Below are 19602 nucleotides of genomic sequence, written 5' to 3' on the forward strand. Positions count from 1 at the left end.
ATCTAATTATCAAGACTTATTGTCATGAGAAACCTAAAAATTGCTCCAATTCGTTCAAGTTCTCGCGTAAATCGTTATTCCCATGAAGACGTTTTAGTAACAGGACAACCAGTAAATCTTCCGATTAAATCCCTCATCAATTCTTCTACAGAGTGGGTTGAGTTTAAGTTGAGAGGAGAATTAACCCTAAAACAATCAAACTCATCGACAATTATACCTCAAAAACTTAAAATTCGCCAAGAAGAACTGACCGAAAGCTTAATTATACAAGCTAATACCTACAGCGAAAAATTAAATGATCGCACCTTAGAAATAAACTGTCTCAATGAAAAGCGACAGAGAATAGCAACCTATAACCTCTCTTTTACTGTGTTACAAATCTGTCTAGATGTAGATGCAGATCGAGATGGTGTTGTCGAAGAAAATAACCCCCATAAAGCTAACTGGAAACTGGGAAAAAACGGTTATGGTGCCATTCTTTTAGTCAATAGTGATGAGGATGCGGGATCAGGTAGACGAGAATCTAATTATGAAGATTATCGACTAAATGGATTACTAGATATCAAAGATTGTAGCCTGATGGTAGTTCGTAAAATTGGCCCCAAACGTCTACCATTTGGATGTGATTTAAGAGTCTGGGTAAGTGAAAAAACCTCCCGTTATCTTCGCATTTTTGATGAATTAGATAGCAGTAGCGGTCACGAATTAGTAGGGCCAGGACGCAGAAAAGGACAATTAAGGGAACGGGACACTTATAAAGACTTGTTTTTAGCTGTAGAAGGACTGCATGATCGAGATGTGGATTTTGATGGCAAAATTTTCGTTAACTTATCATTAGTTAAAGATAATGAAACCCTGTACACAGATCGGATCAGGTTTCAAGTTGCACCCTGGATCATGAATCCTCATACTTTAAGTCCCCAAACTGTCTATATTTTGCGAACTTCTTCTGGTTCAAATCAAAAGATGATTGAAGAACTTCGCGCTGTGGTAGGACAGTCTAAAGCTCAATTAGAGGTAGTTTCTCCTATTCCTTATCGAAGCGATCGCTGGATGCAGGATGAAATTGAATTTGGTTATAGTGAAAGTCCTGGTCATTTCCTGTCTGTTGTGTTAGATTCTCCCAGAGATCGAGGGTTAGATGATTTTCCTGAACAAGAACTTCTGGGAATTGATGTGGGCCATGTGACTCGGACAAATCCAGACGCAGGAACCCTCGATTCTTTTGGTAATTTAGAAGTTAGTCCTCCTGTTACTGTTAATGGAGTTGAGTATACTTTTGGTCGAATTTTGTTCGGAGGAGATCATGCTGATGTACCAGAATATTCGACAAAAATGGTGAAAAACATCAGAGATTTTCTCTATGCTCAAAAAATTCAAAGTCCAGTAGAGCTTTTTTCTGATTGGTTGGATGTGGGACATATTGATGAATTTATGACTTTTGTTCCTGTCAAAACTGGAAAGGGTTTTAAATTACTTCTGGCCAGTCCTAATAAATATTATGAGATTTTAAAATCTTTTGACCCTCAAAATCAGAAGGATTTGTTTCAAAGAAGTCGCACTGGAAACATCCCGATTAGTGAGCTTTTGTCAGATCAAGCATTAGCACAAGATAATCAACGTTTCCAAACTTATATTGACTTGAATCGAGCTACTTTAAAACGGGAATTGGGATTAACAGAAGAAGATATTATTGATCTTCCAGGATTATTTCAAGCAGTGGGTAATAAGGGACGAGCAGAAACTTACTTTCCTAATATGGTCAATATGTTAGTGTTAGATCGCCATTTAGCAATTCCTAAACCTTTTGGCCCCCAAATTAATGAAGAATGTCAGATGGAAGCTTTCGTCAGAAATACTTTAGAACCCCTCGGTTTTACCTGTCATTTTCTTGATGATTGGGAACCCTATTTCTTAGGACGAGGAGAGATTCATTGTGGGACAAATACTCGACGGAAACCCTTTCAAACAAAATGGTGGGAAATTGACTGGGATTTTGATGTCTAATTTGTTAACAGAATAACTTAAGAGGGAATTTATAAAAGTTCAATAAAAATTCCCTTTTTTGCTAAAAAAACATGATTAACTCTCTTTTTTTGAAGGAAAATCCCAAGTTGATTTAACGATGGATGAAATCTTGAAAAAAGAGGCGAAATTTTAGTCAGGTAAGGGTGATTTATTCAGCTAAAACGCATTTAAAGTGTGTTTTAGCTGGTCATAATTTCCTGCGAAGTTGGACAATTAGAGTTATTACAAAAAATTTATTCTTTATTGTTGTTCATAGACTTCATCAATAGGTAAATCTGGTTGTTGTGATGCTTGTACAGCCAAGCGATCGCAATATTCATTTTCTGGGTGGCCAGAATGGCCTTTAACCCAAACAAATTCCACTTCATGTTGATTACATAAAGTCAATAATTTTTGCCACAAATCAGGATTTTTTGCTGACTCCTTGTCATTGCGTTTCCATCCATTTGCTTGCCATTTTTTGGCCCATCCTTTCGTCATAGCATCCACTAAATAACGAGAATCAGTGTATAAATTAACAACACAATTCATCGTCAAAGCTTCTAATCCGATAATTGCTGCCATCATTTCCATGCGGTTATTGGTCGTTAAACGAAAGCCGCCTGATAATTCTTTGCGGTGTTCATTATAAATTAAAAGTGTCCCATAACCACCTTTTCCTGGGTTTCCAGAACAAGCACCATCAGTATAAATCAGAACTTTTTTGAGAGAATTAGTCATGATCAATTATCAATAAAAATACGACTTGATTCCTTATTATTTTTCTCCTGCATGATAAGAACTACGAACTAAAGGGCCGGAACGAACATGAGAAAATCCCAGCGATCGCGCGATTTCTCCTAGGCGTTCAAACTCATCAGGAGTCCAATATTTATGCACAGGAAGATGCTCTAAGGAAGGACGCATATATTGTCCCAAAGTAAGGCGATCGCAGTCAACCCTTCTCAAATCTTTTAAGGTTTCAATAATTTCCGACTCTGTTTCTCCATGACCTAACATTAAACCCGATTTTGTGGGCATTTTCGGCTCGTATTCTTTGACCCATTGTAAAACATCAAGGGATCGCTCATATTTAGCCCCACGTCTTACCGGCCCTTGTAAACGTTGCACCGTTTCAACATTATGATTATAACAAGCAGGTTGAGCCTTAACTACAGTTTCAACCCGTTCTTTTTGACTAATTTTTCCGTCTTTTCCTCCCCAAAAATCCGAGGTCAAAACTTCAATTTCTGTATCAGAATTTAGCTGTCGAATGGCTTCCATCACCTTAACAAACCATTGGGCCCCACCGTCTGCTAAATCATCCCTAGCCACTGCTGTTAATACCACATAGCGCAACCCTAATAACTTAACCGACTCGGCGACTTTTTGGGGTTCATCAGGGTCTAATGCCATCGGTGCATGACCTTTATCCACTTGACAAAAAGCACAAGAACGGGTACAAATGGGGCCCATTAATAAAAAAGTAGCGGTTTTATTGCTGTAACATTCTCCTCGGTTGGGACAACGGCCTTCTTCACAAATAGTATGAATATTCCGTTGTTTAATAATTTTTTGAACCGTAGAAAGTTCACTGGCTTTCCCAATGGGACGCTTCAACCAAGTAGGAATGGCTGTGAGTTGAGAACGGTCATTCGTTACGCTCTTTTTTATCATGTTTTTTTTCAAAGCTATTTAATTATTAAGCCTAAGCTCTGATTATAGTTTAAGTAAGGCTGTTGTTAATTTATCAAGGTTTCTTCACCTTTGTCGAGATTTTAACTTTCATATGTTATCTTGTAGAAAATTATTCACGAAGGGAAAACTATGTTAAAATCATCTTTTTTGCTTAATTTCGGACTTAAATCTCTTTCTGCTTTCTTAGGGCTGACAATAGCCATTGTTGGTTCCCTGTCTCCCGTCATGGCTGATCAAGTCAAACCCAGTGAATCTCCGGCCATGACTAAAAATGAAAAACCTGAAGTCATGGAAGACGAGACTGAAAAAGAGTCTCCCATGATCAAAGAAGACACTAAAGCCTATATGAATCTTGTGGAAACAGCGATCGCGGCTGAAAACTTTGAGACATTGGTAGCAGCCATTAAAGCTGCTGGTTTAGTGGAAACCTTATCAGGAGAAGGGCCATTTACTGTATTTGCCCCCACAGATGAAGCTTTTGCTGCCCTCGGAGAAGAAACCCTTAAGGACTTACTCAAACCTGAAAATAAGGCAAAATTAACCGCAATTTTGACCTATCATGTTGTACCTGGCATGGTCATGTCAAAAGATCTAGAAAAGGGTGACGTGACAACTGTAGAAGGAAGTATGGTTAAGATTGACTTAACTGACTCGGTTAAAGTCAATGATGCGACAGTGGTTAAAGCTGATATTATCACCAGCAATGGCGTAATTCATGTCATTGATAAAGTCATTTTACCCCCTGAAAAATAAACTTTAATTGACAAAACCTGTAGGGTGGGCAATGCCCACCCTACGTTGATTTTTTGAGGTTAAGGCCTTTTCTAATTAATCTTGTAAATCGAAGACATCGAGAAGATTCTCCAATTCAAACCAATATTTGACATAATATTCATTGGTCAGAGAAGTCACCCGTTCAGCAAAGGCGAGGTAATGTTCCCATAAATCTTCTGTGGGGGCCACATCAGCAGTGATTTCCCAAAGAATTTCGTAATAGTCTTGTCGAGAAATCTCTCCCTTATTACGCTGAAAGTTTAACCAAGCATAATCAAGGGCAACGCTTTCCTGTATTTGATGAATAATCGCTTGTAGCTGGATCTGGGTAAAGAAAGCCTCTAGGGGTTGAGAAGTGATCATAAGTTAGTTCTCTAAAAAAAAGAAAATCGATCAATAAGGCAAGTAAACTTGAGACGAAATAAGAAGAGTGTTGACTTTAATTTAGAAAACATCTCAAACATTTACTTGAGGGATTTTAGGGAAATTTCAGTCATGAGGATTATGGTTTCCGTAATTTTCCTGAACGTCTCAATAGCCATGCTTCGGTTTGGTGCTTAGACATTATAGGAAATTTATGTGGTTAAATCTCAAATAACCGGAAACTCCTGGATAGGTATTGGTTTAGGAAGGCAAAATTATTTTATTGTTAAGGGACTGGTAGGGAGTAAGTTAGGATTTTTTGAGAATTCTTAATCCCTTATTTGATCAGGTAAAACCTGCGCCTATTGCTAAGCTGTTGTACATTTAAAACCCTGATAAAAGTTTAGATGATGTTAACAGCTTAGTCCCTGAGCAGACGCAGTGAGGGACGGAAACCGTCAATAAGCGATAACTTTCGGACTTAGGGCTGTCCGAGATCTCAATTTAGAAAGCTCACCAGACTTAACCGACTCTTGAAGTGTCGGCCAAGAAAAATGCTCAAGTTGGGATAATTTGAACATTAAAATGGGAGAAGACCCAGGAATAACATTGCTTAATCGTAAGCACAGATAAAGTCCAAAGGTAATTGTACAAGCTCCAAAAAATTTCTCAAACATCTCACACCACTTAAATACACTCATCACACAGGTCTGATAGACTGGCTAACAGAACTACTCTATTAATAGCCTGTCCAGTCCCTAATAAACCCGACGGGGTGCGACAACATAAAGTGTCACATCCCTCACCGAAATTTATGGAAACCCTGACAAAAAGGTTCTGCCATAATTGTGACTGTAAGAGCGATAGGATAGAAGGGAGATGAGCGCAAACTAAAAACTATGGGAACCATCAGGTTAATGCACGCTAAGTTGCATCGGGTGCGCGTGACCGAGGCAAATGTTAATTATGTGGGGAGTATTACCGTTGATCCTATTTTACTGGATATGGTCGGTATTTTACCCCTGGAGGAAGTTGATATTATCAACCTGAATAATGGTCATCGTTTTTCGACTTATGTAATTCCAGGAGAAACGGGAAAAGGAGAAATTTGTCCTAATGGCGGGGCTGCTTTATTATGTCAACCAGGGGATCTTTTGATTATCTATGCTTACGAAGAATGCGATCGCGCTTACGTCTTGGAGCATGGTCATCAAGCAAAGGTGTTAGTGGCCGATGAACTTAACCAAACACAAGAATTTTTACTTCAAACTTTAGTTCCCTGTGAGGATGGCAAAAAAGTTACATTTCACAACATATCCATCCCTGAAAAACCTAAAGCGTAACACAGCCCATAGGTTGTCACAAGCAAGATGTTAGAATAATTGATGTTTTGAGCAAGGAACATGAGATGTTAAAGGCTGTTCTCTTTGACTTTAATGGTGTAATTATTAATGATGAATCAATTCATCAAGATCTCATTAATGAACTTTTATTAGGAGAAAACTTACGTCCTGATGTCTTAGAGTATCAAGAATTGTGTTTAGGACGAAGCGATCGCGCTTGTCTGAAAGACATTTTATCTCGTCGGGGACGGGTAGTTTCTGATGAATATTTAGAGCAATTAATTGAAACCAAAACTAAATACTATCGTCAAGAAATTGAAAACCTGCGCTCACTCCCTATTTATCCCGAATTACAGGAATTTTTGCTGTTGCTAAAACAACGGAATCTGAAAATTGGTTTAGTTACAGGTTCGGTGGTTTCTGAAGTTGAATTTATTTTAAACAAAGCTGATCTAATTAGTTATTTTGATGTGATTGTGGGGGGTGATGAAATTCCCAACAGTAAACCGGAACCTGATGGTTATTTATTAGCTGTTGACCGTCTCAACCAACTTGATCCTACTTTGCAATTACAACCAGAAAATTGTTTAGTAATTGAAGATACTCCCGCGGGCATTACAGCAGCAAAAAAAGCAGGAATGCAAGTGGTGGGAATTGCCAATACTTATCCTTATCATTTTATGCAGCGGATTTCTGATTGGGCGATTGATTATTTTTCAGATTTAGAATTAGAGCGAGTTGAAAAAGTTTTAACCTAACGATAGAATCCCTAGTAGATAAGCAATCGGAGATTCAAACTATGTTTAGTTCTAAAAAGTTGGGTAGTATTGGTCTGATAACTACCCTATTTACCAGTTTAATTATTTGGCCCAGACCAACCCTAGGCCAAGAAAGTGTCGATAATTTAATTGTCAGCCTTTGTCAAACATCAATTAAAGTTAAATTAGCCAACAACCAAGGCCGAGACAGGTTAAATATGACTTTTGACTCTGTAGAGCGATCGCCTCTTTCTGGTGGACAACAATCAATTAGAGGCCGGGCCAGGGTACAAGGTCGCAACAATGAACGACCCTTAAGCTATAACTGTACCATTAACGTCACTGATGGCTTAATCAGTCAATCGAGTTACACTTTTGAGGAAAATATGGGGACATCTAGCATTCGTCTCTGTCAAGATGAATTGCGAAATCTGGTCAAACGAGACAGAGATGGGTTAGTGGAGTTTAATCAAAACCCGGAAACCTATGCTATCTCTAATACAGAAGAAGGGGTGCGGGGTATTGCCCTCCTTCAACTCTCAAGACAACCTAATCAAAATTATCGCTTTGATTGTACCGTTAATATTCGACAGGGAAAAGTCACCAAAATTAGCTATAGTCCAGATGGTAGCAACAGCGATCGCCCTAATGCGAATAGGCAAGAAATCATTCGTTTGTGTCAAGATAATATTCGTCAGCGCATCTCTAGCAATGAAATTAATATTGGTGGTATTATCGGCATAAATTTAGGAACGGGTCGCCGTATCGAATTTCGAGAATCTGCTGATACTTTTTACATCTCTGATAACCAAGAAGGGGTAAGAGGTTCGGCGATTTTAAGCTCTGGGTTTCAACAGAGTCAAGTTAATTACGAATGCACTGTTGATCTTCAACAAGGTACTGTTACCAATGTTAACGTACAATAATTGGGAATCTACTGACCCCTTCCTATCGTCTCCTTTTTTAAAATACACTCTAATAATAAGAAACCGATGAGTAAATATAGTGCTACCCAAACGGAACAAATTAAAGAAATTGGTAATTATTTACGCCAACAACGTCTGAAAAACTCCTTGACTCTGGAACAATTAGCCTCTACGACATTTATTCGGTTACAGATGTTAAAGGCGTTAGAAGGGGGTAATATTGAGCAATTACCGGAATTAATCTATGTACAAGGGTTTATCCGTCGTTATGGAGACGCGGTGCAATTAGATGGGCGGGCCCTATCTCACCAAATTACGGCCCAAACTGAGGAGAAACCAGAGATTTCCCCTAATTTAGTTGCTCCACCGAGCATTGAAGAAAGTCTTGGCCAAGAACCTCCCCCCAAAGCTACTCATAAACGTAAAAAATCGGCTGTTGCAGTGGCTTCTCAACCAAGAATCTTACCTGATCTTTCCCAGGAAACGGAGGAAAAAGCTCAGGTTACTTTACCGAAACAAGTCAAACTAATTTGGGTCTATCTTCTCCTTTTAGGGGTTGCTGTTGGGGGACTCTTTTATTTATTCCCTCGTCCCCCGGCTGCTGAAACCAGAGCGAAAAATAATCAACCGGAAACCGTTAAACCTTCCCCAACTCAGCCCCAGGAAAAACCCCAATCTAGCGAGGCCTCAAAACCTGAAAAGTTTATTTCTTCAGAAAAACCCTCTCCTTTATTAACAACCCCAACAGAAACCCCAACAGAGGTTAAACCTACAACAGAAAAGCCTGAAACCCCTCAACCAACAGTTGTCAGTAACGCTCCTGTTGCTCCTGAAAAGCCTCCAGAAACGGCTGTAACTCCAACGCCAGAGCCTACTGTGAGTCATTCTGTTGCCCCAACTGGCCCCGTGAGTGCGGCGGTTCAATTGGAAGATGATTCTTGGGTGAAGGTGGAAGTTGATGGTAAAACGGAATATGAGGGCATTTTGGAAAAAGGCTCTCAACAAACTTGGAAGGCTCAAGAAAATCTCATTATTCGGGCGGGAAATGCGGGGGCCGTGAAGTTATCGGTTAATAATAAACCAGCCGAATTATTAGGAGCATTGGGTGAAGTTAAGGAGAAGAAAATTACTCCTGATGGACAAAATTAGCCTGCCTAAGCAGGCTTTGTCTAATTAGCCTCGCCCTTTAGGGTGTAGGCGAGTTATAGCAGAAGGCAAGAGGCATATCTCGACTCCGCTCGATAACCAGGCAGGAGGCATATCTCGACTCCGCTCGATAACCAGGCAGGAGGTTAAAACCTCACTGCTATTGGGTTTGAGGGTTAAAAAATGTCCTATCCTCCTTGGCGGTTGCTATAGCTACTTATCAACTAGGAAACGGCTTCTAAAGAGGCTAAAGGCTCAGGAATGGTAGCAGAAGGGGCCTCAAATTCTCCTTGGGCAACATATTCTAACCGCAATTTTAACCAGATAATAAACTGGGAATTGGTGGAAATAATGGCCACACTTGGTTGAGGACATTTCGCTTTAACTTCTGCGAGTTCTGCTGCTTCAATAAAAGCAGGTTGTTTGACTAACCAAAAGTCAATTTCTTTGTTTTTTTCTTCGTAGTCTCTGATTCTTTCTCGAAGCACTTCTTCTAGGGGTTCTTCTTCCAAGAGAAAGCGTTGACTGGCTAAAACGTAATAGTAGGTGGTCATTACTTATTGATTATTTGCTAATTACCCAGGATCTATTATCAAACTTTGCGGCCCTTCATAGGTCAAGGATCAGTGACATACCCACAAACTTCGCTACGCTTCGTTTGGGGCTTCCTCTTTCACTGGCCGAAGCCTCCACAAGACAAGTCCTGTTTTGGTCTTACTCAGCCTCCGCAGGTTGTGCTACGCAAAAGTGGCACTAACTGGTGTAATAGCTTTCTATTACCGAGGCAGACTCCCTGTGTCCCAAGGAGTAAATATTGAGTTGGTTTTGTCTCCCATCCATAGCCTCTTACTAACTGGACTAGAGGGATTTGGGGCAATTCTGCAAGAATTGGAGGTGTCTAGCCTTTATACAACGGAGAGTTCGCCCACCTCGGCTACGTCTCTTGAACTCCGCTTTTTCTTGAATTTGATCTTAGCAAAAATTTTAGAATTTGTCAACAAGTGTTACCTGGCTTTCATCCCTCGCACTGCGTTCCTTGTACGGGGATTTCTCGCGGAGCGAAGATGTTAACACTTCATAATTGCCCTCTCATAGCGAGTTTCATCTCCCTAACTGCCCTTTCCATTCCTACTAAAACAGCGCGACTGACTATAGTATGACCGATATTGAGTTCTTCCATGCCTGGTAAACAAGCCACAGGATAAACATTAATATAGGTTAACCCATGACCCGCATTTACTCTTAAGCCCAAATTTAAGGCTTGTTCACAACCTAATTTTAAGATTTGTAACTCTTTTTGACGATCTGACTCATTATGTGCTTCTGCATATTGCCCTGTGTGGAGTTCAATAAATTGGGCTTGGGTGGCAGCAGAGGCTTTGATTTGGGCTTCATCTGCATCAATAAAGAGGCTTACAGGGATGTTAGAGCTTTGGAGACGATCCACCACATTTTTAAGTTTATCGAGGCTTCCTGCTATGTCTAAGCCTCCCTCTGTGGTTACTTCTTCCCGTTTCTCTGGTACGAGGGTAACATAGTCGGGTTTGAGGTTGAGGGCGATCGCTACCATTTCCTCGGTGGCAGCCATTTCCAGGTTAAGATGGGTGCGGACGGTTTCTCTGAGTAAGCGCACGTCTCTATCTTGAATATGGCGGCGATCTTCCCGTAAATGGGCAGTTATGCCGTTTGCTCCCCCTAATTCCGCTAAAACGGCCGCTGCGATCGGATCGGGTTCGACGGTACGTCTGGCTTGGCGAATGGTGGCAACGTGATCGATATTAACACCAAGAGTGAGCAAGTTACAATCTCCTTTTTTAGAGAATAATAATTATTGTATCATTTCTCTTATTAATAAGTTAAAAGAATAAAAAACTGTTGTCTGTTCCTTAATACAATTACTTTTTTATTATACATTAGTCTAGAAGATCTTTGTTGATTTAACCTAGTTGTTGATAAGTTAGAGATTAGTGATGTATAATTAAGACGCGATTCTTCTCAGTAGGTTTATTTTAACAAATATGGCAATTAAAAAGAGTGAGTTATATAGTTCTTTATGGAAAGGTTGTGATGAGTTACGGGGGGGAATGGATGCCTCTCAATATAAGGATTATGTGTTAGTTTTATTGTTTGTTAAATATGTCTCTGATAAATATTTAGGGGATGATTTTTCACCGATTGAAGTACCTGATGCTGGAAGTTTTCAGGCTATGATTTCTCTCAAAGGTAATCCTAATATTGGGGAAGGAATTAATAATATTATTGCTAATTTAGCGGAAGCAAATGACCTCAGAGGGGTTATTGATGTAGCAGATTTTAATGATGAGGATAAGCTAGGAAAGGGTAAGGAAATGGTAGCAAGATTGACTAATTTGATTGCTATTTTTGAAAATCCTGCTCTTAATTTTAAGAAAAATCGCAGCGATGGGGATGATTTATTAGGGGATGCTTATGAATATTTAATGCGAAATTTTGCTACTCAATCAGGTAAAAGTAAGGGGCAATTTTATACCCCTGCGGAGGTGTCCCGTATTATGGCGAAGGTGGTAGGAATTAATACAGCAAAGCGTCAAGATCAAACTATTTATGACCCGACTTGTGGCAGTGGTTCCTTATTATTAAAAGCGGCGGATCAAGCACCGAAGGGGTTAAGTATTTATGGTCAGGAAATGGATAACGCTACCCGTGCCTTAGCCCAGATGAATATGATTCTGCATGGTCATGCTGATGGCATTATTTTACAGGGAAATACTTTAGCTGATCCATTATTTAAGGAGGAGAATAAAGGGTTAAAACGGTTTGATTTTGCTGTAGCTAATCCGCCATTTTCTGCTAAAGCTTGGAGTAACGGTTTTAATCCTTTTGATGATGAATTTAAACGTTTTGATGGTTTTGGTATTCCTCCGGCGAAGAATGGGGATTATGCTTTTTTGTTACATTTGATTGGTAGTTTAAAAAATGACGGAAAAGGAGCGATAATTTTACCTCATGGGGTTTTGTTTCGAGGAAATGCAGAGGCAGAAATTAGAAAAAATTTGATTGAACAGGGGTTTATTAAGGGCATTATTGGTTTACCTGCTAACCTATTTTATGGGACGGGTATCCCTGCCTGTATTATTGTTTTAGACAAGTTCAATATTGGGGAACGTCAAGGCATTTTTATGATTGATGGGAGTCGGGGGTTTGTCAAGGATGGCAATAAAAACCGTTTGCGAGAGCAGGATATTCATAAAATTGTTGATGTCTTTAATAAGGGGTTAGAGGTTCCTAAATATTCGCGGTTTGTATCGGTTGATGAGATAAAAGATAATGACTATAATCTTAATATACCTCGTTATATTGATTCTCAGGAGTCGGAAGATATACAGGATATAAGGGCCCATTTGTTGGGGGGAATACCAAAGGATGATATTGAAGCATTGGGGAAATATTGGCAGGTTTATCCTGGTTTAAAAGGGGAATTATTTGAGGTCATTGGGGAGGGTTATCTGGGGTTAAGGGTAGGAAATGATGAGATAAAACCGACTATTTTTAATCATGGTGAGTTTATTCACTATTCTGTGGAGATTGAGGGGATTTTTAATAGTTGGAAAAATGAGCATTTACTGTTATTGAGTGGACTGGAAAAAGGGGATAATCCTAAGAAGATTATTGATGAGTTATCGGAGTCTATTTTAGAAGCGTTTGCGGGGAGGAGTTTGATTGATAAATATGATGTTTATCAGCATTTGATGTCTTATTGGTTGGAAACTATGCGGGATGATGTCTATATTTTGGTTCAGGATGGTTGGGTTGCAAACTTAACTCCTATTTTGAATAAAAAGGGGACTGCTACGGATTATACTTGTGAATTAATTCCCAAGGAGTTGATTATTAATCGGTATTTTGTTGAGGAAAGGGCTAAGATTGAGGAGTTGGAAAGTAAGCGGGATGAAATAGGGAGAGAAATGGAGGAAATACAGGAGGAATATGGAGGTGAGGAGGGGTTATTAGAGGAGGTGACTAATGACTCTGGGAATATTACTAAGGCGAATATTACTACTAGAATAAAGGAGATTAAGGGTAATAGTGAATTTGAGGAGGAAGTGAAGCTGTTAAGGGTTTATTTACGGTTAATTGATGAACAGTCGGGGTTAAATAAACAGGTTAAGGATGGGGAAAAATTGTTAAATGATTTGGTCTTGAAACAGTATAAGTTATTAACAGCAAATGAGGTTAAAAGTTTAGTTATTGATGATAAATGGTTTCCGAGTTTATGGGAGTCTATTAATTCGGAAATGGAACGTATTTCTCAACGGTTAGCGCAGCGTATTATAGAGTTAGCTGATAGATATGGGGAAACATTATATGACTTAGAAAATGATGTTAATTTGTTGACAAATAAGGTTGAGAAACATTTACAATTGATGATTAATGGTTGATAGAATGGGATGTAAACGTAGGGGTCAACGCTGAGCAGAGTCGAAGCGTTGACCCCTACAATATTGATTACGTTCTTTAAGTAATTCTAATTTTACCTCATGAATTAACTCTAAAATCTGCTCACGGGTTTCTATTCCTGCTTGTTTAAAAGCTTCTTGCATATCCTGACGTACTTGGTTAAATTCTTCTTGTTTTGTGTTACTATTAGACATGGTAGTATTATTAATTATACAAGAATGATAATGATTCATTGCCCCATCCTTAACATCACATTCTACGGGATTTGTTCCTAATTCCCAAATAGATTTATGTTTTTTGATGGTAGTAATAATGATTTTCTCCTGTTCTTGGGTAACTTCTACTTCTTCCGTTTCTCCTAGTATTTCTTTGGGAATTAATAGACCTTGTTCGGTTACTTGTAATCTCATAATTAATGGCTTCTCTCTTTCAATTTTAGCATTTTACTGATTTGATTATAACACGATTATTTGATTATTATGGAAGAACAACGGGTTAAAAAAGGTTATAAGTTAACAATCAATAAGGTATTTTATTCCCATTGTTTTAGCTCATCTTCGGGTAAAGCATCAAAGAAACTATCACTAAGTTTTCCTTTAAGTAGTCCAGGAGTTCGGGGTTTTTCGGCATCTTTTCCTAAACCAATACGAAAATAGTGAATAAGGTCATAAATTTCGGTTAGTTTGTCTTGGGGAATGGCTTTGAGTTCTTCGATAATTTGATCCATTAACATTGTTTTTAGTTAATTCACTGGGTTAAAATTTTCTTGTTTTGTGTTATTATTAGACATGGTAGTATTATTAATTATACAATTAATGATCATGATTAATTGCCCCATCTTTTTTAGATTATAACACAATTATTTAATTATTATGGAAGAACAACGGGTTAAAAAAGGTTATAAGTTAACAGATATTGGGGTTATTCCTGATGATTGGGATGTTAAAAAGTTGGGAGAAATTGCTAATATAGTAATGGGACAATCTCCTTTAGGCAGTTCATATAATCATAAATATAAAGGTATTCCTTTATTAAATGGGCCTACTGAATTTACAAAAAGATATCCTATCAAAATTCAGTGGACTACATCTCCGACAAAAGTTTGTGAAAAAGGAGACATACTGCTATGTATTAGAGGAAGTTCTACTGGGAGAATTAATATTTCTAATGATCGCTATTGTATTGGCCGTGGAATTACAGCAATAAGAGCAAAAGAAACTTTAAACAATACATTTCTTGAGTTTCAAATTTATGATGCAGTTAACCGCATTCTTACATTATCATCTGGATCTACATTTCCAAATATTGACAGTAAATCGTTAAAAAAAATTCAGATTACATTCCCACCACTTCCTGAACAGCAGAAAATAGCAGAAGTATTAAGTGATGTAGATAAGGGAATAGCAGCTTTAGAGAAACTCCTAACCAAGAAGCGTAATATTAAACAGGGGACAATGCAGCTACTTCTAACTGGGAAAAAACGCCTTCCTGGGTTTACTGGGGAGTGGGAGGTTAAGAAGTTGGGGGATGTTGGTAAATTTAAAAATGGGATTAATAAGGGAAAAGAAGATTTCGGTTTTGGGTATCCATTTGTAAATCTCTTAGATGTTTTTGGACAAACAAGATTATCTAATAAAATATCACTTGGGTTGATAAATTCCACTCAAGTAGAAAGGAAAGATTATGATTTGAAAAAGGGAGATATTCTATTTATCCGTTCATCAGTAAAACCGGAAGGAGTTGGCTTAACTTCTCTTGTAATAGAAGATTTATATAACTCTGTTTATAGTGGATTTTTAATTAGATTTAGAGACTTTAATCTATTGAACTTAGATTATAAAGAATATTGTTTTTATGAAGAAAGTTTTAGAAAAAAATTAATTGACAATAGTACAGTGAGCGCAAATACAAACATTAATCAGGATGCACTAAAAAAACTTGAAATTTCATTACCACCAACAACCGAAGAACAAAAAGCCATAGCTAATATATTAAGTGATATGGATAAAGAGATTGAGAAAATAGAGAAACAGAGAGACAAATATAAACAGATTAAACAGGGAATGATGCAGGAATTATTAACAGGAAAGACTAGACTGGTTTAGGGTTTGGGGTGTTGGGTTTTTGGGGGTGAATAATCAAATAATATCCTATTGATGCTAACATATTGATTGTAGGGGCATAATACTATTATGCCCGTCAATTTCAGGGTTTAACAGTCAAGGTTTAACAGTCAAGGGTTAAACAGTCAAGGGTTAAACAGTCAAGGGTTTAACAGTGTTAAACCCCTACAGATGACAATATTTTAGAGGAGATAGTAAAAATGGTCGGAGAAACAGAACGAGTTACCCAAAACCGTGTTATTAACCTATTCCAAAATAAATTAGACTATGATTATCTTGGTAACTGGAAAGATAGACAAAATAACAGCAATATAGAACCCGACTATCTCCGTCCTTTTCTGCAACAACAAGGCTATGATAATAACCTAATTGATAAAGCTATTAACGAACTAAATAAAACCGCAAAAGATCAAAGTCTTGACTTATATTATGTCAATAAAAATGTTTATAGTCTGCTGCGTTATGGCATTAAAATTAAACCAGAAGCAGGGACAAATACCCAAACTGTTTGCTTAATAGACTGGGAAAACCCCGAAAATAATCATTTTGCGATCGCCGAAGAAGTCACTATCAAAGGAGAGAATAATAAACGCCCCGATATTGTTATTTATATTAATGGTATCGCATTAGGAGTCATTGAACTTAAACGCGGTACCGTCTCCGTTTCCCAAGGTATTCGTCAAAACCTCGATAACCAAGAATCTCACTTTATTAAGCCATTTTTTACCACAATGCAGTTAGTAATGGCAGGAAATAATAGTCAAGGAATACGCTACGGAACTATCAAAACCTCAGAAAAATATTACCTCACTTGGAAAGAAGAAACCGAGGAAATAGAACTAATTAACAACACAATTATTAACCTTTGTCAAGGGGTTAGAAATAGATTAGATACTCATCTCATCCAACTCTGTGAAAAAGAGAGATTTCTTGAACTAATTTACAACTTTATTGTTTTTGATACAGGCATTAAAAAAGTTTGTCGTCATCATCAATATTTTGGCATAAAAGCAGCACAAAAACGCATCAAAAATAGAGATGGGGGCATTATTTGGCATACACAAGGCAGTGGAAAAAGCTTAACAATGGTTTGGTTAAGTAAGTGGATAAAAGAATATAACCCTAACTCCAGAATTTTAATTATTACCGATAGAGACGAACTAGATAAACAAATTGAAGGCAATTTTATAGGTGTTGATGAAGAAATTTGTCGCACTAAGAACGGGAGAGAATTAATAAAGAAACTCAATCAAACTCATCCTAATTTAATTTGTTCACTCATTCATAAATTTGGCAATAAAAAAGTAAAAAAAGAAACAGACTATGAGCAAGACTATGATGATTATATCCAAGAATTAAATAATAGTTTACCTCCTGATTTTTATGCTAAAGGAGAGTTTTATGTATTCGTAGATGAATGTCATCGAACCCAGTCCGGTAAACTCCATGAAGCCATGAAAAAAATCCTCCCTAATGCCCTATTTATTGGCTTTACGGGAACCCCATTATTAAAAAAAGATAAAAAGAAAAGCATTGATATATTTGGAACTTATATACATACCTATAAATTTAACGAAGCAGTCGAAGATAAAGTTATTCTTGACCTCAGATATGAAGCCCGAAAAGTAGAACAATATATAACATCTTCCACTAAAATTGATGAATGGTTTGAAGCCAAAACTAGCCAATTAACCGAAACAGCCAAAAATCAACTAAAACAACGGTGGGCAACCCTACAAACCCTGCTAAGTTCTCAGTCAAGACTAGAGAAAATTGCTCTTGATATTATTCTTGATTTTAACAACAAAGACCGTCTAAAAAGTGGAAATGGTAACGCTATCTTAGTCTCTGGCGACATTTATCAAGCTTGTAAATACTATGAAATATTCCAACAAAAAGGCTTTAAAAAATGTGCCATCATCACCTCTTATAAACCATCACCCAAAGACATTAAAGGAGAAACCACAGGAGAAGAACAACTTACCGAAAAACTCAGAAAATACGAAATTTATAGGCAAATGTTAGGCGGCAAAGACCCCGAAAAATTTGAAGAAGAAGTTAAAAATAGATTTATTCATGAACCCGCCCAAATGCAACTATTAATAGTAGTAGATAAACTCTTAACAGGGTTTGATGCTCCCTCAGCAACCTATCTTTATATTGATAAAAGTATGAGAGATCATGGACTTTTTCAAGCCATTTGTAGAGTCAATAGATTAGATGAAGAAGACAAAGAATATGGCTATATTATTGACTATAAAGACCTCTTTAAAAGCCTAGAAAAATCCATCAAAGATTATACAATAGAAGCCTTTGAAGACTATGAACCTGAAGACATCGACGGGTTAATGGGCGATCGCCTTCAAAAAGGACAAAAACAGCTAGAAGAAGCATTCGAGAGGATTCACGCCATCTCTGAACCTGTAGCCCATCCCAAAGAGATAGACGACTATATAGACTATTTTTGTGGAGATAATAGCCAAAATTATGAATTATTGCAAGAAACCGAGCAAAAACGTCACGCCCTCTATCAACATACCGCCTCCTTAGTTCGGGCCTATGCTAACCTAGCCAATGATATGCTAAGCCTGGGCTATACCAGTCAAGAAATAGACGATATTAAAGCAGAAGTCAAACAATATGAACAAATACGAGAAACCATAAAACTCGCCAGTGGGGACTATATTGACCTGAAAACCTATGAACCCGCCATGCGTCACCTCATAGACAGCTATATAGGGGCAGAAGAAAGCGAAAAAATCACCACTTTTGATGATTTAACCCTAATTCAATTAATTGTACAACGGGGGGCAGATGCCATTGATTTCTTGCCCCCGACTATTCGTTGCAGTCCCCAAGCAACGGCGGCCACCATTGAAAATAACCTAAGAAAAGTCATCACAACTGCCTACCCAACAAACCCCAAATATTACGATCAAATGTCCCAACTTTTAGAACAAATAATCATAGAAAGACAAGGTATTATCCAAGACTATGAAGCTTATTTAAAACAGATTATTGAACTTTCTAAACAAGTTAACCAACCCAGTCACTCAAACCGTTATCCTAATACCATTGACACCCCTGCCAAACAAGCCTTATATGACAATTTAGAACAAAACGAAGCCCTTGCCCTAGCCATTCATTACACCATTATAACCACAAAAAAAGACAGTTGGCGAGGCAATACAATCAAAGAACGTCAAGTCAAAAAAGCCATCAAACAACATCTAGAAAGCGAAGACAATATTAACCTTATTTTTGAAATCATTAAAAATCAAACAGAATATTAACAGTTAATCATTAATTCCCTAAACCCATGCACCAAATAACCCTAAATGACCTAATTATCAATGTTACCAGAAAAAAGATCAAAAACCTTCATTTAACCGTTCATCCGCCTGATGGAGAGGTAAGAATTTCAGCACCATTGCACCTTAATGATGAAACCATCCGTCTTTTTGCAATTTCTAAACTTCATTGGATCAAAAAAAATCAAGCCAAATTAAAAAATCAACCCCGTCAAAACAAGAAAAAATTTGTAACAGGAGAAACCCATTATTATCAGGGAAAACCTTACTTGTTAAACGTAATTTATTATATTAAAACCCCAAAAGTAGAAATCAGAAATAATACTTATCTTGACCTTTATGTAAAAGAAGGAAGCGAACAAAATCAACGAGAACAAACCTTAATTAATTGGTATCGACAACAACTAAAATCAGAAATTCCTGCTATAATAAGGAAGTGGGAAAAAATTATGCAAATTGAGGTTAAAGAATGGGGAGTTAAAAAGATGAAAACTAGATGGGGAACCTGTAATATTCAAGCCCAAAGAATTTGGCTAAACTTAGAATTAATTAAAACCCCAAGTCATTGCCTAGAATACGTCATTGTTCACGAAATGACCCATTTTTTTGAGCGACATCATAACGAAAAATTTAGAAAATTAATGGATCAATTTCTTCCCCATTGGTCAATTTATAAAGAAGAATTAAACCAAACGCCCTTAGAACCCATAAAATGA

At 37.6% G+C, this 19602-nt stretch carries 18 protein-coding genes; 10 read left to right on the forward strand and 8 right to left on the reverse strand.

Annotation, left to right across the window (positions count from 1 at the left end; all coding sequences use genetic code 11):
- Positions 1-24: 24 nt before the first annotated feature.
- On the forward strand, positions 25-2007 hold the full coding sequence (locus VB691_RS06730) for a protein-arginine deiminase family protein (RefSeq protein WP_323290707.1): 1983 nt from the start codon (positions 25-27) through the stop codon (positions 2005-2007).
- Between the two features lie 261 nt (positions 2008-2268).
- Here VB691_RS06730 and rnhA read toward each other — a convergent pair whose 3' ends face one another.
- Both rnhA and lipA read right to left on the reverse strand, forming a co-directional pair.
- Entirely contained in the window at positions 2269-2748 is a 480-nt protein-coding gene (rnhA, locus tag VB691_RS06735) for a ribonuclease HI (RefSeq protein ID WP_323290708.1), read from the reverse strand.
- A 36-nt stretch (positions 2749-2784) separates the two neighbouring features.
- Entirely contained in the window at positions 2785-3684 is a 900-nt protein-coding gene (lipA, locus tag VB691_RS06740) for a lipoyl synthase (protein ID WP_323290709.1), read from the reverse strand.
- Between the two features lie 150 nt (positions 3685-3834).
- Here lipA and VB691_RS06745 point away from each other — a divergent pair, with 150 nt between their 5' ends.
- Positions 3835-4458, forward strand: a complete 624-nt coding sequence (locus tag VB691_RS06745) for a fasciclin domain-containing protein (protein ID WP_323290710.1) — start codon at positions 3835-3837, stop codon at positions 4456-4458.
- 75 nt (positions 4459-4533) lie between these two features.
- On the opposite strand, the gene VB691_RS06750 is transcribed toward VB691_RS06745, so the two are convergent.
- Both VB691_RS06750 and VB691_RS06755 read right to left on the reverse strand, forming a co-directional pair.
- A complete protein-coding gene (locus tag VB691_RS06750) occupies positions 4534-4842 on the reverse strand; it encodes a hypothetical protein (RefSeq protein WP_323290711.1) in 309 nt (102 codons plus the stop codon).
- A gap of 458 nt (positions 4843-5300) precedes the next feature.
- Entirely contained in the window at positions 5301-5543 is a 243-nt protein-coding gene (locus VB691_RS06755) for a hypothetical protein (RefSeq protein WP_323290712.1), read from the reverse strand.
- 198 nt (positions 5544-5741) lie between these two features.
- Between VB691_RS06755 and panD the strand changes: the two genes are divergently transcribed.
- The 4 genes from panD to VB691_RS06775 all read left to right on the forward strand — a co-directional run bounded on the left by panD (position 5742) and on the right by VB691_RS06775 (position 9018).
- Complete coding sequence (gene panD / locus VB691_RS06760; protein ID WP_323290713.1) at positions 5742-6185, forward strand: aspartate 1-decarboxylase; 444 nt, start codon at positions 5742-5744, stop codon at positions 6183-6185.
- A gap of 65 nt (positions 6186-6250) precedes the next feature.
- The gene (locus VB691_RS06765) at positions 6251-6943 is read left to right on the forward strand and encodes an HAD family phosphatase (protein WP_323290714.1); all 693 of its coding nucleotides are present in this window, start codon (positions 6251-6253) and stop codon (positions 6941-6943) included.
- A gap of 41 nt (positions 6944-6984) precedes the next feature.
- Entirely contained in the window at positions 6985-7869 is an 885-nt protein-coding gene (locus tag VB691_RS06770; RefSeq protein ID WP_323290715.1) for a hypothetical protein, read from the forward strand.
- 66 nt (positions 7870-7935) lie between these two features.
- Positions 7936-9018, forward strand: a complete 1083-nt coding sequence (locus VB691_RS06775) for a helix-turn-helix domain-containing protein (RefSeq protein ID WP_323290716.1) — start codon at positions 7936-7938, stop codon at positions 9016-9018.
- Positions 9019-9239: 221 nt separating this feature from the next.
- On the opposite strand, the gene VB691_RS06780 is transcribed toward VB691_RS06775, so the two are convergent.
- Positions 9240-9569: an MgPME-cyclase complex family protein gene (locus VB691_RS06780; protein ID WP_323290717.1), complete on the reverse strand. Its 330-nt coding sequence runs from the start codon at positions 9567-9569 to the stop codon at positions 9240-9242.
- A 521-nt stretch (positions 9570-10090) separates the two neighbouring features.
- A complete protein-coding gene (locus tag VB691_RS06785; RefSeq protein WP_323290718.1) occupies positions 10091-10813 on the reverse strand; it encodes a pyridoxine 5'-phosphate synthase in 723 nt (240 codons plus the stop codon).
- Positions 10814-11033: 220 nt separating this feature from the next.
- On the opposite strand from VB691_RS06785, the gene VB691_RS06790 reads away from it, so the two are divergent.
- Positions 11034-13433, forward strand: coding sequence for a type I restriction-modification system subunit M (locus VB691_RS06790; protein ID WP_323290719.1), 2400 nt, complete (start codon positions 11034-11036; stop codon positions 13431-13433).
- Between the two features lie 24 nt (positions 13434-13457).
- On the opposite strand, the gene VB691_RS06795 is transcribed toward VB691_RS06790, so the two are convergent.
- Both VB691_RS06795 and VB691_RS06800 read right to left on the reverse strand, forming a co-directional pair.
- Positions 13458-13862, reverse strand: a complete 405-nt coding sequence (locus VB691_RS06795; protein ID WP_323290720.1) for a hypothetical protein — start codon at positions 13860-13862, stop codon at positions 13458-13460.
- A 122-nt stretch (positions 13863-13984) separates the two neighbouring features.
- Positions 13985-14185: a hypothetical protein gene (locus VB691_RS06800; RefSeq protein WP_323290721.1), complete on the reverse strand. Its 201-nt coding sequence runs from the start codon at positions 14183-14185 to the stop codon at positions 13985-13987.
- A 139-nt stretch (positions 14186-14324) separates the two neighbouring features.
- On the opposite strand from VB691_RS06800, the gene VB691_RS06805 reads away from it, so the two are divergent.
- The 3 genes from VB691_RS06805 (at position 14325) to VB691_RS06815 (ending at position 19602) form a co-directional block, all read left to right on the forward strand.
- Positions 14325-15557, forward strand: a complete 1233-nt coding sequence (locus VB691_RS06805) for a restriction endonuclease subunit S (RefSeq protein ID WP_323290722.1) — start codon at positions 14325-14327, stop codon at positions 15555-15557.
- Positions 15558-15775: 218 nt separating this feature from the next.
- Positions 15776-18868: an HsdR family type I site-specific deoxyribonuclease gene (locus tag VB691_RS06810; protein ID WP_323290723.1), complete on the forward strand. Its 3093-nt coding sequence runs from the start codon at positions 15776-15778 to the stop codon at positions 18866-18868.
- A gap of 26 nt (positions 18869-18894) precedes the next feature.
- A complete protein-coding gene (locus tag VB691_RS06815; RefSeq protein ID WP_323290724.1) occupies positions 18895-19602 on the forward strand; it encodes a SprT family zinc-dependent metalloprotease in 708 nt (235 codons plus the stop codon).

It is taken from the genome of Crocosphaera sp. XPORK-15E (assembly GCF_034931425.1).
Lineage (GTDB): Bacteria > Cyanobacteriota > Cyanobacteriia > Cyanobacteriales > Microcystaceae > UHCC-0190.